Origin of the sequence: Streptomyces rapamycinicus NRRL 5491, assembly GCF_024298965.1 — a bacterium.
Lineage (GTDB): Bacteria > Actinomycetota > Actinomycetes > Streptomycetales > Streptomycetaceae > Streptomyces > Streptomyces rapamycinicus.
In genome coordinates, this window is sequence record NZ_CP085193.1 from 1588858 (window position 1) to 1603987 (window position 15130).

At 71.4% G+C, this 15130-nt stretch carries 12 protein-coding genes and 1 pseudogene; 2 read left to right on the forward strand and 11 right to left on the reverse strand.

All coding sequences use genetic code 11. From position 1 onward, the window contains the following. Positions 1–43: 43 nt before the first annotated feature. Both LIV37_RS06545 and LIV37_RS06550 read left to right on the forward strand, forming a co-directional pair. Positions 44–2839 carry a peroxidase family protein gene (locus LIV37_RS06545; RefSeq protein ID WP_020866309.1) on the forward strand — a complete coding sequence of 932 codons (2796 nt, stop codon included), beginning with the start codon at positions 44–46 and terminating at the stop codon, positions 2837–2839. A 106-nt stretch (positions 2840–2945) separates the two neighbouring features. After that, positions 2946–3727, forward strand: a pseudogene (locus LIV37_RS06550) (LacI family DNA-binding transcriptional regulator). A 94-nt stretch (positions 3728–3821) separates the two neighbouring features. On the opposite strand, the gene ccrA reads toward LIV37_RS06550, so the two are convergent. The 11 genes from ccrA to LIV37_RS06605 all read right to left on the reverse strand — a co-directional run bounded on the left by ccrA (position 3822) and on the right by LIV37_RS06605 (position 15129). Continuing rightward, entirely contained in the window at positions 3822–5162 is a 1341-nt protein-coding gene (gene ccrA, locus LIV37_RS06555) for a crotonyl-CoA carboxylase/reductase (protein ID WP_020866310.1), read from the reverse strand. A gap of 112 nt (positions 5163–5274) precedes the next feature. Next, positions 5275–6684: an NDP-hexose 2,3-dehydratase family protein gene (locus LIV37_RS06560; protein ID WP_121826204.1), complete on the reverse strand. Its 1410-nt coding sequence runs from the start codon at positions 6682–6684 to the stop codon at positions 5275–5277. Further along, complete coding sequence (locus LIV37_RS06565; RefSeq protein WP_121826203.1) at positions 6678–7664, reverse strand: aldo/keto reductase; 987 nt, start codon at positions 7662–7664, stop codon at positions 6678–6680. Before LIV37_RS06565 ends, LIV37_RS06560 begins: the two co-directional genes overlap by 7 nt. Next, positions 7664–8629 carry an NAD-dependent epimerase/dehydratase family protein gene (locus LIV37_RS06570; RefSeq protein ID WP_020866313.1) on the reverse strand — a complete coding sequence of 322 codons (966 nt, stop codon included), beginning with the start codon at positions 8627–8629 and terminating at the stop codon, positions 7664–7666. The genes LIV37_RS06565 and LIV37_RS06570 overlap by 1 nt, the downstream gene beginning before the upstream one ends. A 92-nt stretch (positions 8630–8721) precedes the next feature. Further along, positions 8722–9384: a response regulator gene (locus LIV37_RS06575; RefSeq protein WP_020866314.1), complete on the reverse strand. Its 663-nt coding sequence runs from the start codon at positions 9382–9384 to the stop codon at positions 8722–8724. Then, positions 9381–10643 carry a sensor histidine kinase gene (locus LIV37_RS06580; RefSeq protein ID WP_020866315.1) on the reverse strand — a complete coding sequence of 421 codons (1263 nt, stop codon included), beginning with the start codon at positions 10641–10643 and terminating at the stop codon, positions 9381–9383. The genes LIV37_RS06575 and LIV37_RS06580 overlap by 4 nt, the downstream gene beginning before the upstream one ends. Position 10644: 1 nt before the next feature. Further along, entirely contained in the window at positions 10645–11382 is a 738-nt protein-coding gene (locus tag LIV37_RS06585; RefSeq protein ID WP_020866316.1) for an ABC transporter permease, read from the reverse strand. Between the two features lie 22 nt (positions 11383–11404). Next, positions 11405–12319 carry an ABC transporter ATP-binding protein gene (locus LIV37_RS06590; RefSeq protein WP_020866317.1) on the reverse strand — a complete coding sequence of 305 codons (915 nt, stop codon included), beginning with the start codon at positions 12317–12319 and terminating at the stop codon, positions 11405–11407. Between the two features lie 163 nt (positions 12320–12482). Then, positions 12483–13079: a dTDP-4-dehydrorhamnose 3,5-epimerase family protein gene (locus tag LIV37_RS06595; RefSeq protein ID WP_020866318.1), complete on the reverse strand. Its 597-nt coding sequence runs from the start codon at positions 13077–13079 to the stop codon at positions 12483–12485. After that, positions 13076–14308 carry an activator-dependent family glycosyltransferase gene (locus tag LIV37_RS06600; RefSeq protein WP_202979653.1) on the reverse strand — a complete coding sequence of 411 codons (1233 nt, stop codon included), beginning with the start codon at positions 14306–14308 and terminating at the stop codon, positions 13076–13078. Before LIV37_RS06600 ends, LIV37_RS06595 begins: the two co-directional genes overlap by 4 nt. Positions 14309–14343: 35 nt before the next feature. Continuing rightward, positions 14344–15129: a thioesterase II family protein gene (locus LIV37_RS06605; RefSeq protein WP_121825756.1), complete on the reverse strand. Its 786-nt coding sequence runs from the start codon at positions 15127–15129 to the stop codon at positions 14344–14346. Position 15130 lies beyond the last annotated feature (1 nt).

Sequence of the window (15130 nt, forward strand, 5' to 3'; positions counted from 1 at the left end):
TTGTTCCTTATCGTCCCTGCCTGCCCCGTACGGAGCGTTCCCCATGGTCGACACCGGACAGCAGTCCGTACGCAGCGAGGCGGCACGCGGCGGTGAGGTACGCCTGGGCGAGGCGGCGCGCGTGGACGAGACTGCGCGCCTGGGCGGGACGGCACGGCACGAGGTGGCGGGCGAGGCCGGAGACGCGGCGTACGAGGGCTATGAGGCATACGAGGGCGGCAGCCCCGAGGCCGAGTGGCTGCGCTTCCAGAAGCTGACACACGAGCTGATGCGGATGCGGCGGTACTCCGACGGCACGGACGGCTCGGGCGCCCCGCGGCCGCCGCTCGCCTTCCGCGGCGAGGCCGCGCTGGGCGTGGAGAACGCCCGGCTGCGGTTCCGTGACGACCTTCCACCGGAGCTGTGCGTGGGGTACGCCCGGCCGGGCGCCGAGTACCCGGCCGTGGTGCGGCTGGCCAGCGCGAGCGGCTCCGAGGGGTACGGCGCCACGCCCGATCTGCGCCGGCTGGCGGTGCGGGTCCAGGCCGGTCCGGAGGAGACCCACGATCTGCTGGCCACCAGCTTCCCGGTGTCCCACGCCGCCGACGCGCATGAGTTCGTCGCCTTCGCCAAGGCCACGGCGGGCGCCGGGAGCACCGTGGAGAAGGCGTTCGGGCTCTTCGTCCGGCTGCCGCTGGCCGTCGGCTGGGCCACCGCCGACCGGATGCGCCGCAATATGCGGATCGCCACCCGCCACACGGTGGGTTCGCTGGCCCGCGAGACCTTCTGGAGCCGGGGCGCGATCCTGTGGGGCCCGGCCGGTCCGGTGCGCTACCAGCTGCGTCCGGCGCCCGGCGGCACCCCCGCGCCCCCGCCCGACGGCGGCGACCCCGAATATCTCCACCGAGAGCTGGCGATGCGGCTGTCCACCGGCGACATCGCCTTCGAGCTGTGCGTACAGCGCTATCTGGACGACCGCCGGACCCCCGTCGAGGACGGTTCGGTGGAGTGGCGGGAGAGCGACGCGCCGGTCGTCCCGGTCGCGGTGCTCACCGTGCCGTGCCAGGACCTGGACAGCGCCCGGGCCCGGTCGGCGGCCCGCCGGGTCGAACAGCTGGCGTTCAACCCCTGGCACACCACCGAGGAGTTCCGTCCGCTCGGCAACCTCAACCGGGCCCGCAAGGCCGCGTACGAGGCCGCCGCGGCGCACCGGCTCGGCGTGCGCGCCCCCGCCGCCGAGCGGCGTCCCACCGCGCTGCTGCCCGTCCCGGTGCGCGCCGCCTTCGACCTGCCGGTGCGGGCGGCCTTCGGCCTGGTCGACCGCTGTGTGCCCTGGCATCGGCTGCCGGCGCCGCTGGGGCTGCTCAACCCGGCCGCGCTGGGCCGGACACTGCGCCGGTTCGGCCTCGTCGAGAGGGACGACGCACCCGGGGCGCCGCAACGCCCCGCCGCGGCCGGGGAGAGACCGACGGTGGCGCGCTCGTACGACGGCCCGACGGGCGATCCCGGCGTGGCGCGGAGGGACGTGGCCGGGGCCGCCTCCGGCCGTGGTCCCGCGCCGTTCCACCGGCCCGATCTGATCCATGTGCCGCACCCCGCCACGGTCGCCGGAGAGCTGCTGCACCGGGACCGCTTCCGGCCCGCCACCTCACTCAATGTCCTGTCCGCCGCCTGGCTCCACTTCCAGTCCCCCGACTGGGTGGACGGCGCCTGCCACCGGTGGGACGGCTCGCGGACGTACGGCGGCGGGCCGCGCCTGGAGGACGGCCATCTGCCGCTGGGCCCGGGCGGGGTGCCGCCGATCGGTGCGCCCGGCGGCTGGTGGCTGGGGCTCGGCGCCATGCACACGCTCTTCGCCCGTGAGCATGACGCGGTCCGCGAGGCGCTGCGCCGTACCCACCCCTCGATGAGCGGGGAGTCGGCGCACCACACGGCCCGGCTGGTGGTCTCCGCGCTGATCACCAAGATCCATACGGTGGAGTGGATCCCGGCGATCCTCGCCACCGGGATGAGCGACATCGGCTCGAAGACCAACTGGCAGGGACCGCCCGCCCATTGGCTGTCCCGGCTCGGCCTGTGGCTGTTCGAGGCGAGCGCGTCGGCGGGTCTACCCCGTGGCGTACCGGACCGCCCCGAGATGCCGTTCGCGCTCGCCGAGGAGTTCCTGGCGGTCTACCGGACGCATCCGCTGCTCCCGGACGACGTCGAGCTGTGCGACCACCGCCTCGGGCGGCGGACCCGGGCGCTCGGGTTCGACGAGGTGCGGGGCCCGGCGGCCGAGGCGGTGCTGCGCAAGACGGGGCTCGCCGACACCCTGTACTCCTTCGGCATCGCCCATCCGGGCGCGATCACCCTCAACAACTACCCGTACGCACTGCGGCGCTTCGAGCGGGACGGCGAGCTCGTCGATCTGCCGGTGGTGGACCTGACGCGGGCCCGGCGGCGGGGCGTGCCCCGGTACAACGACTTCCGGGCCCGGCTGGGCACCCCCCGGATCCGCTCCTTCGAGGAGGTGTCCCCCGATCCGGACACGGTCGCGCGGCTCGAAGCGGTCTATGGCTCGGTCAGTCAGATCGACACCACGGTGGGGCTGTACGCGGAGAACGAACCCGAGAGGTCCGGCTTCAGCGAGACGGCGTTCCGTGTGCTGCTGCTCATGGCCACCCGGCGGATCCAGAACGACCGCCTCCTGACCGTGGACTTCCGGCCCGAGGTGTATACGCGGCTGGGGCTGGACTGGGTGGCGAAGTCCAGCATGACCTCGGTGATCCTGCGGCACTGCCCGGAGCTGGCCGGGGTGCTGCCGCGCGGGGCGGGTCCGTTCGCGCCCTGGCGGCCGGTGGCGCCGTCCCTGCCCTGACCGCCGCACCCGGGCTCTTGGCGCGGACCGCACCCGACTGGACCGGTTTACCGACGCGCTATCGTGTGGCGGTCCACAGGGGACGGACACGGCGGGGAGCGGTGGCATGGGCAGCGAGGCCGGGACGGAGCCGCCGCGGCGCGTCACCATCCGGGATGTGGCGGCACGGGCCGGGGTGTCCAAGGGCGCGGTCTCGCTGACCTTCAACGACCGGCCCGGGGTCTCCCGCGCCACCCGGGACCGCATCTTCGCCGCCGCCCGGGAACTCGGCTGGTCCCCCCATCTCTCCGCCCGGTCGCTGTCCAGCTCCCGCGTGGACACGGTCGGTCTGGCCATCGCCCGCCCGGCCCGGACACTGGGCCTCGAGCCGTGGTCCATGGAGTTCGTCTCGGGCATCGAGAGCGTGCTGGTCGAGCGGTCCTGCTCGCTGCTGCTGCGGCTGGTCCGGGATGTGCGCGAGGAGATCGCGGTCCAGGAGGCGTGGTGGCGGGGGCGGCAGATCGGCGGGTCCATCCTGGCCGATCTGCGGGACGGCGACCACGCGGTGCGCTATCTGGTGGCGCTGGGCCACCGCCGGATCGCCCGGGTGGGCGGCGCCCCCGGGCTCGGGCACACCACGATCCGCAAGGCCGCGTTCGAGGCCGCCATACGGGAGGCGGGGCCGGGCGGGGGCCGCACGGTGGCCACGGACTTCTCGGGCGAGGAGGGGGCGCGGGCCACCCGCGCCCTGCTGGCCTCGGCGGACCGGCCCACTTCGGCTACGGGGCCCAGGTGGCGCACCGCCTCTTCGAGGTCCTGGACCAGGCGGCCCCCCGCGCCCATCAGGCCCCCACCCCGGCGCTCACTCCGCGGGGCAGCACGGCCCCGCCGCGTCGGCGCGAGCCGTGACGCCCGTTGGCCACGGCCCGAACCACGACCCGTGAACGACGGCCCGAACCACGACCCGTGAACGACGGCCTGTGCACCGACCCGGTGAACCGGTTCAGTCCTGCCGAAAGCGGTTGATGGCCGGGAGATGGCGCTCGCGCAGCTCCGGGTCGCGTACCCCCAGCCCCGCCTCCGGGGCCAGGCACAGCACGCCGACCTTCCCGGAGTGGCGGTTGCGGTGGACGTCCTGGGTGGCCGTGCCGACCGCCTCGAGCGGATAGACCCTGGAGAGCGTGGGGTGCACCATCCCCTTCTCGATCAGCCGGTTGGCCGCCCATGCCTCCCGGTAGTTGGCGAAGTGGGTGCCGATGATGCGCTTGAGCGCCATCCACAGATAGCGGTTGTCGTACTCATGGCGGTAGCCGGACGTCGAGGCGCAGGTGACGATCGTTCCGCCGCGCCGCGCCACGTACACACTGGCGCCGAAGGTCTCCCGGCCGGGGTGCTCGACGACGATGTCCGGGTCGTCGCCGCCGGTGAGTTCGCGGATCCGGGACCCGAAGCGCTTCCACTCCTTGGGGTCGGGCGTGGTCGCGTCCTTCCAGAAGCGATAGCCCTCCTCGGCCCGGTCGATGACCAGCTCGGCCCCCATGGAGCGGACGAGTTCGGCCTTGCGCCGTCCGGAGACCACGCACACCGGGATCGCCCCGCCGTTGACGGCCAGCTGGGTCGCGTACGAGCCGAGGCCACCGGCCGCGCCCCAGATGAGGGTCACATCGCCCTGCTTCATCTGGGCGCCGTTGCGGGAGACGAGCTGCCGGTACGCGGTGGAGTTGACCAGGCCGGAGGACGCGGCCTCCTCCCAGGTCAGGTGGGCGGGCATCGGCATCAGCTGGTTGGCCTTGACCAGCGAGAGCTCGGCGAGCCCGCCGTAGTTGGTCTCGAAGCCCCAGATGCGCTGCTCGGGGTCGAGCATGGAGTCGTCATGGCCGTCCGGTGAGCGCAGTTCGATGGACAGGCAGTGGGCCACCACCCGGTCGCCCGGCTTCCAGTGGCGCACCCCGGGTCCGGTGCGCAGCACCACACCGGCCAGGTCGGAGCCGAGCACGTGGTAGGGCTGGTCGTGGCGGGCCGCTCCGGGGTCGTCGGTGCGTGCGTAGCGCTCCAGGAAGCCGAAGGTCGGCAGCGGCTCGAAGATGGCGCTCCAGACGGTGTTGTAGTTGATCGCGCTGGCCATGACCGCGATCACCGCCTCGCCCGGGCCCGGTTCGGGTGTGGGCACTTCGCGGATGTGGAGCGACTTCTGGGGGTCCTTGTCCTTGGTGGCCATGCCCTCGAACATCTCGGATTCCTCTTTGAGGATCACCGCGCCCCGATAGGACTCGGGAAGGTCCAAGGCGGCGAAGTCCGCGGCCACCGCGTTTTCTGCCAGCACGGCGCTGATGATGTCCTGCATGACATGTCCTCCGATGTACCGCTCCGGGCACTCTGTGTCCCGGAGGCTATGGCAGCGGCCACGATCCGAATAACCCCTAGCTCCGCCCGGGTCGGCCCCCCTAGGTGCCCCCCTATACGGCCAGGGAGTGCAGACAGGCGATGAGCGTGCGGGCCTCGATGTTGACGTAATGGCTGTGGCGGATCAGGTCGAGCAGCTGGCGCACGGCCATCCAGCGGTAGTGCGGCGGCTCCTCGGGGACGGCGCTCATCTCCGTCTCCACGACCAGATAGCGGTTGAAGGCGTGGAAGAAGCGGCCGCCCTCCTCGGAGAGCACGGTGTCGAACCGCACCCGCTCGGCCGGTGCCTCCACCACCTCCTTGAGGAACGGCGGCGTGGCACCCTCGGGCAGGTGGGTGTAGTTGCGCGGGGTGCACTGCACGGTGGGGGCCAGCTCCACCACGTCCGTGTAGCCGGGTTCGGCGCGGGCCTGGACCAGCACATGCGGCACCTTGTCGGCGTGGGCCAGCAGAAAGGCCGCCACGCCCGGTCCATGGGGCTCGATCATGGGCTGGGTCCAGCCGCCGACCTCACGGCCGCCCGCCGTCACGTCCACGGCCATCACGCTGAAGAAGCGTCCGCTCTCATGGGAGATGCGGTGGGCGTTGCGGTGCCAGCCGGTGGCCTCCCGCAGCGGTATCCGCTCGGTGGACACCTCGCGCTCGGTGCGCAGTCCGGTGATCCAGCTGAGGATGTCGGCGTCGCGGTGGAGCGTGTGCCGCCGCTGCCGCTCCGGCTCCGCCGTCCCGGGTGATCCGGCGGCCGGGAAGGTCTCCCCGGGGTCCAGCGGGGAGTGCGGCAGGCAGGCCAGGACGCTGCGCGCGTCCATGTTCACCAGGTCCTCCACGGCCAGCAGATGGTGCAGCTGGCCCAGCGTCAGCCAGCGGAACCCGTCGCGCACCTCGACGTCCGTCTCCGGCGCCACCTCGACCAGTATGTTGCGGTTGCGCTTGCGGAAGAACCAGCTGCCCTGCTCCGACTGGCGGACGTCGGCGAGCACCCGGTGCCGTTCCGTCCGCTGGAAGTACTCCAGATACGGCACCGCCCGGCCCTTGTGCACCCGGGTGTAGTTGCTGCGGGTGGCCTGGACGGTGGGCGACAGCTGGAGCCCGCCGTGATTGCCCGGCTCCATCTTGGCCTGCATCAGGAAGTGCGGTACGCCGTCGAAGTCCTTGACCAGGATGCCCAGGATGCCGATCTCCGGCTGGTGGAGGATCGGCTGGCGCCACTCCTCCACGGGCGCCCCCGGCATCCGCACCCGGATGCCCTCGACGGTGAAGAACCGGCCGGTCTCATGGACGAGGTTGTGGGTGTCCGGCGCGAAGTCCCAGCCGCGCATAGCCTCGAACGGGATGATCTCGATCCGGGACTCGTCGGCGTCGACGCGCTCGCGGAACCAGCGCTGGAAGTCGGCGAGCAGGGTCACCGAGCTGTCGACGGTGGCGGCGGAGCGGACCAGCCGCTGCTGGAGCGTGCTCACCACGCCCACGCCTCCGGTCCGGGGCCGCCGTTGCCGATCGGCGGGAACAGCCCGTCCAGTTCGGCCAGCACCTCGTCGGACAGCGTCAGCTCCATGGCCTTGAAGGCCCCCGTCAGCTGGTCCAGGCTGCGCGGCCCGATGACCGGCGCGGTGATGCCGGGGCGCCCCATCACCCAGGCAAGACCCACCTCGGCCGGGTCGGCGCCGAGGCCGTCGCACAGCTTCTCGTACGCGGCGACGGCGTCCCGGTGGACCTCCAGCGCCTGGGCGGCCCGGCCCTGCGCGGTCTTCATCGCGGTGCCCTCGGCCAGCTTGCGCAGCGCCCCGCTGAGCAGCCCGCCGTGCAGCGGCGACCAGGCGAGCACCCCGACCCCGTACCGCTGGGCGGCGGGGATCAGCTCCAGTTCGACATGGCGGGTGACGAGGTTGTACACGCTCTGCTCGGAGACGATGCCGAGGAAGTGGCGGCGGGCCGCGGCCTCCTGGGCCTCGGCGATGTGCCAGCCGGCGAAGTTGGACGAGCCGACGTAGCGCACCTTGCCCTGCCGGGTCAGTGTCTCCATCGCCTGCCACACCTCCTCCCACGGGGCGTGGCGGTCGATGTGGTGCATCTGGAACAGGTCGATCCAGTCGGTGCCCATCCGGCGCAGCGAGTCCTCGCAGGAGGCGATGATGTGCCGGGCGGACAGCCCCGAGTCATTGGGCCAGTCGGTCATCGGGTTGAAGACCTTGGTGCCCAGTACGACCTTCTCGCGCCGGCCGCCGCCTTGGGCGAACCAGCCGCCGAGGAACTCCTCGGTGTAGCCCTTGTGTTTCTGCCAGCCGTACTGGTTGGCGGTGTCGATGAAGTTGACCCCGCGGTCCAGGGCGGTGTCCAGGATCGCGTGGCTCTCCTCGTCGCTCGCCCTGACCCCGAGGTTCAGGGTGCCCAGGCACAGTCGGCTCACCTTGAGGGCGGTGCGGCCGAGATAGGTGTACTGCATCAGTGTCCTTCGGTACGGGCCGCCGCGGCAGCCGGTCGGCTCGAGGTGGCGGAGGCGGCCCACAGGTCGTGGAGGGATTCCTTGAGGGCCACCTTCGGCGACCAGCCCATGAGCCGCCGGGCGAGGCGGATGTCGGCCTGGGTCCAGCTGCCGCCCTTGCTGAGCACGGCGCCGCTCTCCTCGCGCACCAGGCCGGCGGGGACCTGGGAGGCGGCGATCAGCAGCCAGGCCAGTTCGCGCATGCTGAGGGCGTCGCCCTGCCCGATGTTGAGCACCCGGCCGGTCACCGGGCTGCTCGCGGCCAGCACCACGGCCTCGGCGACATCGCGGACGTCGACGAAGTCGCGCCGGTCGTCGACGAGGGTGACGGCGAGCGGAGCGTCCTCGGTGGTGTGGCGCAGCCGGTGGGCGAGCCCGCCGAGGAAGCTGCCCCGTGGGGTGCCGGGTCCGCACACGTTGGTGACGCGCAGCACGCAGCCGTCGATACGGCCCGCGTCGGCGGCGCCGAGGACGATCCGGCTGCCGACGAGCTTGGTGCGGGCGTAGGGGGTGCGGGGGGCGGTGGGGTGGTCCTCGGCGATGGCCGTGCCGTCGGGGACGGGGCCGTACTCGTGCACCGAGCCCAGATGGACCAGGCGCGGCCGTCCGGGGAGGGCCGCGACGGCGTCCACCAGCCGGTCCACGAGCGGGATGTGCGAGGCCGTCATGCTCGCCTCGTCGCCCTCCCAGCTGTCGCCCGCGGCGTTGACGACGAGATCGGCGGACTGTGCTGCCCGGACGATGTCCTCGCTCGGCGCGGATACCGCGTCAAGTGCCGAAAAGACGACTCCGGGAATGGGTTCGGCGGGTTTTCTCGCGATTGCCAGGACTTCATATCCGCGCTTGGCGAGAGCTCTGCAGATATGTCGCCCGATGAATCCGGTGCCGCCGATGACAACGGCCTGCCGATCTCGGATGTGGCCCATATCGCCACCGTATTGGCGCCGCTTCGAGCGGAACAACCCCTACCCTCGTCCACCCCTATCGGGCACCCCTATCACGGCCGCGACCTGCGGTGTCATTCGAATAGATGTCGTTTATGGGCCTCGCTGACCGCTGCCGCGCGATCCTTCACCCCGAGTTTCTCGTAGACATGCAGAAGATGCGTCTTGACGGTCGCCTGGCTGATGAACAATGCCGCCGCGGCCTGTCGATTCGTGGCCCCGTCCGCGATAAGCCGGAGCACTTGGAGTTCACGGTCACTCAGCGGGCCCTGGGTCGGTTTGCGGACCTGGCCGAGAACGCGTCCGGTGACCGCGGGCGAGAGGACGGACTGGCCCGAGGAGGCGGACCGCACGGCGCGGGTCAGCTCCTCGCGCGGGGTGTCCTTGAGGAGGTAGCCGGTCGCCCCGGCGGCCAGGGCGCCCATGACGTCGCCGTCGGTGTCGTAGGTGGTCAGCACCAGGATCCGGGCCTCCGGGTCGCGGCGCAGCAGCCGTTTGATGGCCTCCACCCCGCCCATCCGGGGCATGCGCAGATCCATCAGGACCACATCGGCCGGCTGCCGCTCGTACAGTTCGACGGCCTCGGCACCGTCACCGGCCTCGCCGGTCACCGTGAAGTCGGGGTCCCGCTCCAGCACCCCGCGCAGCCCGTCGCGGACCACGGGGTGGTCGTCGACGATCAGGATACGGATGGGGCTGGGGCCGGGGGTGTCGCCGCCATGGGTGTTTCCGCTCATGCACCGGCTTCCTGGGGGATCACGGGGACGGCCGCGCTGATGGCGGTGCCCTCGCCACGGGCGCTTTCGATGTCCAACGTACCGGCGACCCGGCCCAGCCGGCGCCGCATCGCCACCAGCCCGAGGCCGTGGCCACCGGAGGTACCGGCCTCGGCCTCCGCGGCCGCGGGGTCGAATCCGACGCCGTCGTCGAGTACGTCGAGGACCACCACGTCCTCCATGTACGACAGGGTGATGCCCACCTTCGACGCCCGGGCGTGCTTGGCGATGTTGGCGAGGGCCTCCTGCGCCACCCGGTAGAGCGTGGCCTCCAGTTCGGCGTGGAGCGGGATGGCGGTCCCGGTCGTCGCGAACGCGACCTTCGGCTCCCGCTCCTGCGACCACCCCTCGACCAGCGACTCCAGGGCGTCCGGCAGGGTCCGGGACTCCAGTTGCTCGGGGCGGAGCGCCTGGACCGAGCGGCGCGCCTCGGCGAGGCTGTCCCGGGCCAGGTTCTTGGCGGTGACGAGATGGCGGCGCCACACCTCGCGGTCGCCCCCGGCGTGTTCGGCGGCCTCCAACTGCCGGATGATGCCGGCCAGCCCCTGGGCGAGGGTGTCGTGGATCTCCCCCGCCATCCGCTGGCGCTCGTCGAGCACTCCGGCCTCCCGCGCCTGGGTGATCAGCTGGGCGTGGAGTCCGGCGTTCTCGGTGAGCGCGGAGCGGAGTTCGGCCACGGTCCGTTTGCGCCGCTGGTGCTGTTCGTTGAGCCGGCTCGACAGCAGGTTGATCCAGCCGATCACCACGGTCTGGAAGGCGATGGCGGCGAGATAGCCGACCACCGCGCCGGTCGTGGGCCCGGGGAAGCCGTCCGGCACGGTGTTGACGACGAACGAGGTGGCCGCCACGGACACCAGCGCCCAGACGGTCGGCAGCAGCACCAGCGCCTGGAGGAACCCGGTGGCGGCGAACAGCATGAACACCTGGTCCCGCGCCATCAGCGCGGCGGAGAGGGCGAGCAGCCCGGCGAAGTAGACGGCGGTGCGCACCATGCCGTACGGCTGTCTGCTGCGGCGGCCCGTGGGCAGGGTGTAGGTGCCCAGGATCCAGGCGGCGGCCAGGACCGCGAGGCCGAGCGTGGTGAGCAGCCGCCGGGCCGGGGGCGGGCCGTGCACCAGGCTCAGGGCCGTGGACAGAAACAGCAGAAGGTAGGGCAGCCCTCCGAACAGGATGTCGGAGTGCCGCTCCCACCGTCCGCCGTCGTCCTTGGACGCGCTCACCTCACTCCCAGCGGAACAGCTTGGCCGCGGCCGCGGTGGCGGCCACCGCGATCACTCCGAGGACGGTCAGGTGCAGCGTCTGCGGCCACTGGTTCTCCCAGGAGTCGCGCAGCGCCTGGAGCGCGGCGCCCAGCGGGGTGTAGTCGCCGATGGTGGACACCGTCTCCGGCAGATCCTCCTTGGGGAGGAAGGCGCCGCCGAAGAAGAGGCTGGGGAAGAGCAGGGACAGGCCCATCGCGGTGGCGGACTTGCTGCTCGGCGCCACGGCCGCGATCACCAGGCCGATGGAGAACAGCGCCCAGGTGCCCAGGACGAAGCTCGCCAGGAAGGCGGGGACGTCGCCGGGCAGTTTGGTGTCGAAGGCGGTCTTGCCGACGATGAGCACCAGCACCGCGGAGACCGCCGCGGTGACCAGGTTGATGAAGAGCTGGGCGAGCAGCAGGTTCCCCGGGTGGATGGGGCTCGCGGCCATGCGCCGCAGGATGCCCTTCTCCCGGTAGGTCGCGAGGGTCGTGGGCAGCAGGTTGAGGGCCAGCATCGTCAGACACAGCGACATGGCCATCGCGGGGACGAACGCGGCCATCGACGCCTTGGTGGCGGCGTCGTCGTCGGACTTGGTGGTGACGAAGTGGAAGATGGCCAGCAGCATGATCGGCAGCGCGATGACGAAGAACACCGCGGTGGGATCGCGCAGGAACAGCTTGCTCTCGACGTAGGTGAGCTTGGTGCGCCCGGACATGGCAGAAGTCTCCTCGGCGGCTTTAGTTGGCGGGCTTGGAGCCGGTCAGGGCCACGAAGGCGTCATCGAGACTCGCCTGCTCCAGGCGGAGTTCGTTCGCCACGATCTGATTGCGGGCCAGGACGGAGATCACGGCGTAGACGACATTGCCCTTGCCGACCACCGTCACCTGGGACTTGGACCGGGTCACACTGCTCACCTCGGGCAGCGAGGTGAGCAGTTCGTCGTCCATCGGGACGGACGGTTTGAAGCGGATGATCTGCTGCTCGTCGACCCGGGAGACCAGGCCGGACGGGGTGTCGAGGGCGACGACCCGGCCGGATTCGATGATGGCGATCCGGTCGCAGAGCCGCTCGGCCTCCTCCATGAAGTGGGTGACCAGCAGTACGGTCACATCCTGCTCCCGGACCTTCTCGATCAGCTTCCAGGTCTCACGCCGGGCGTGCGGGTCGAGCGCGGTGGTCAGCTCGTCGAAGACGGCGATCCTGGGCTTGCCGACGAGGGCGAGCGCGATGGACAGCCGCTGCTGCTGGCCGCCGGACAGCGATCCGTACGCCGTGTCGGCCTTGCCGGACAGGCCCCAGTCCTTGATGAGCTCGCGCCAGTCGACGGGGTCGCGGTAGAAGGTGCTGTAGAGCTCGAGCGCCTCCCACACCTTCATCTTGGGGGGCAGTTCGCTCTGCTGGAGCTGGATGCCGATGGACTCGCGCAGTTCGGCGAGGTCCTTGTCCTTCAGCGGGTCGAGACCCATCACGGAGATCTCGCCGCCGTCGCGCTTGCGCATGCCCTCGATGCACTCCACAGCGGTGGTCTTGCCCGCGCCGTTGGGGCCGAGGATGCCGAAGATCTCGCCCTCCTCCACGGAGAAGGACACGTCCTGTACCGCCACGTGATTGCGGTACTCCTTGCGCAGGTTACTGACCTCGATCAGCGGCATCGGCCCGGGTCCTCCTCGCTTTTGTTCCTTCACTCTTCCACCGTAGGGAGCGGATATCCCCGGGGGATCGGCCCATCGGCCGCCCACCGGGCTGATCCTCCCTCCACCGACCGGCCGATCGGGCGCATCAACCGATCGGTGGATGGGAGTACGCCGGGCCGGGTCAGCCGCGCCGGGCGTGCGGCGCCCGGCAGACCTCGTAGGACGGCAGCAGACCGGCCCGTTCGGCCTCGGCCAGCCCGGGGGCGTTCCGGTCGCGCTCGGAGACCAGGTATTCCAGGTCCCTGGGCCAGGGCAGGCCGAGCGCGGGGTCGAAGGGGTCGATCTCGTGCTCGGCGCCCGGGTTGTACTCCTCCGAGTTGAGGTAGGCCGCCACGGTGTCGTCCCGCAGCGCGATGAACGCGTGGCCGAGGCCCTCCGCCAGATACACCGCCCGGTACGACACGGGGTCGAGACGCACACTGTCCCAGCGGCCGAAGGTGGGCGAGCCCACCCGCAAGTCGACCACCACATCGATGAGTTCGCCGCTGACACAGGTCACCATCTTGGCCTGGCCCGGGGGGACGTCCGCGTAGTGCACCCCGCGGACGGCGCCGCGCCGGGAGACGCTGTGGTGGTTCTGGCCCAGGCGCAGCGGATGGCCGACGGCCGCGGAGAAGGCCGATTCGGTGTAGTGGGCGACGAACGCGCCGCGTTCGTCGCGGTGGACGTCCGGGCTGAACTCGTAGGCGCCGGACACCGCCAGCTCGCGCACCTTCACCGGCCGTGCTCCGCGGTGAGCTCCTCCAGCACCGGCACCACATCGTGCGGGGTGGGGGTGCGCAGGTTCTCCTCGCGCAGCCGCTCGGCCGTCTCCTTGTACGACGCGTCCTTCAGCAGCCGTTCGACGCTCTCCCGCAGCACCTCGGCGGTCAGCTCCGAGGCGTGGACGACGAGTCCGGCACCGGCCTCGTGCAGCGTGGTCCCCTTGTTCCACCAGTCGGCGTAGCGGATGGTGGGGATGAACTGCGGTACGCCGCGCGCCAGTGCGGTGCCCCAGGAGCCGAAGCCGCCGTGGTGGATGAGGACCGAGGCGCCGGGCAGCAGGGCGTGCAGCGGAACGAAGTCGACGATACGGGTGTTGTCGGGGACCTTCTCCAGCGCCTCGACCTCCTCGGGCGGCAGCGCCGCCACCACGTCGATGTCCATGCTCCCCAGGGTGTCGATCATGTCGGCCACCGGCATGAAGGTGCCGCCCAGGGCCGCCCGCGCGGAGACCCCGGAGGTCAGCACGACCCGCGGCCGCCCGGGGGTCTCGCGCAGCCAGTCGGGGATGTCGGAGGGGCCGTTGTAGGGCAGATAGCGGACCGGGACCCGCCGGAGCGACAGCGGGAGCTGAAGGCTGGTGGGGATCTGGTCGATGGTCCACTGGCCGACCACGACCTCCTCGTCGAAGGTGCGGTCGTAGCGGGCGAGGATACCGCCGAGCCAGTCGGCCATCGGGTCCTCGCGGCGCTCCTCGGGCTGTTCGGCGAGGCGGGCCAGGAACACCTCGCGCATCTTCGCGTAGATGTCGACGCACCACAGCAGCCGGGCGTGGGCGGCGCCCACGACGCGGGCGGCCACCGGGCCCGCGTAGGTGACCGGGTCCCAGATGACCAGGTCGGGCTGCCAGTGGCGGGCGTAGTCCACCAGCTCGTGCACCATGCAGTCGTTGTAGGTCTGGTACGCGAACATCACGCTGATCTTGAACTTCATCAGCACCTGTTCCCAGGTGTGCTGATCGAGCTCGGGGGTGGACCAGTCGGAGAGCGGGTTCTCCAGCGACTCGCGGTTCTGCGTCAGCATCTCGTGGAGATTGTGGTCCTTGCCGACCGAGACGGCCGTCAGCCCGGTGCTCTTGATGGACTCGGTCAGCGCGGGGTTGCTGGCGACATGCACCTCGTGGCCGGCCGCGGCCAGCGACCAGGCGAGCGGGACCATGGTGAACAGGTGCGATTTCTCGGACACCGTCGCGAAAAGGATACGCATCGTCGGTTTCTCTCTCAGTCGATGGGTTGTCGGGGGCGGGCGGTGGCCGCCCGCAGGGTGTCCGTGATGACTCCGGCCACCGCCGCCTTCTGCTCACCCAGGTAGAAGTGGCCGCCGGAGAAGACCTCCAGCCGGAAGGAGCCCGAGGTGTGCTCCCGCCAGCCCGCCACCTCCGAGACGGTGACGCGGATGTCGCTGTCACCGGTGAGCCCCGCGATGTCGCAGGCCAGCCTGGCGCCGGGCCGGTATTCATAGGTCTCGGCCGCCTTGTAGTCGCTGCGGATGGCGGGCAGGGCCAGCCGCAGCAGTTCGGCGTCGCCGAGGATCCGGGAGTCGGTCCCGCTGACCAGCTGGAGCTCGGCGATGAGCCCGGCGTCGTCGCGCCGGTGGATGCCGAGGCTCCGGTGGTGGGAGGGCGCGGGCCGGCCCGAGGCGAAGAGCGCCACGGGCACGGTCCCCAGCTCTCCTTCGAGCAGCCGGGCCAGCTCGAACCCGATGCTCGCGCCCATGCTGTGGCCGAACAGCGCGATCGGCCGGTGTGCGGCGAGCGGCCGCAGCGCCTGGTAGATCTCGCGCGCCAGCTCGTGGATGTCCTCGATGGGCGCGTCATGGCGGCGGTCCTGCCGCCCCGGGTACTGGACGGCCAGCGCCTCCACGGTCGGCGGCAGCAGCTCGGAGATCGGGAAGTAGAAGCTGGCGGCTCCTCCCGCGTGCGGCAGGCAGACCAGGCCGACCTCGGCCTCCGGGCGCGGATGGAACCTGCGGAACCACAGGCTCTCATCGGTGACGGGCAACGCCATG

Bases quoted from the DNA above. Each gene is read 5' to 3' on its own strand.
- LIV37_RS06545 (WP_020866309.1), top strand. From the start codon at position 44: ATGGTCGACACCGGACAGCAGTCCGTACGCAGCGAGGCGGCACGCGGC.
- ccrA (WP_020866310.1), bottom strand. From the start codon at position 5,162: ATGCAGGACATCATCAGCGCCGTGCTGGCAGAAAACGCGGTGGCCGCG.
- LIV37_RS06565 (WP_121826203.1), bottom strand. From the start codon at position 7,664: ATGCAGTACACCTATCTCGGCCGCACCGCCCTCAAGGTGAGCCGACTG.
- LIV37_RS06570 (WP_020866313.1), bottom strand. From the start codon at position 8,629: ATGGGCCACATCCGAGATCGGCAGGCCGTTGTCATCGGCGGCACCGGA.
- LIV37_RS06575 (WP_020866314.1), bottom strand. From the start codon at position 9,384: ATGAGCGGAAACACCCATGGCGGCGACACCCCCGGCCCCAGCCCCATC.
- LIV37_RS06585 (WP_020866316.1), bottom strand. From the start codon at position 11,382: ATGTCCGGGCGCACCAAGCTCACCTACGTCGAGAGCAAGCTGTTCCTG.
- LIV37_RS06590 (WP_020866317.1), bottom strand. From the start codon at position 12,319: ATGCCGCTGATCGAGGTCAGTAACCTGCGCAAGGAGTACCGCAATCAC.
- LIV37_RS06605 (WP_121825756.1), bottom strand. From the start codon at position 15,129: ATGGCGTTGCCCGTCACCGATGAGAGCCTGTGGTTCCGCAGGTTCCAT.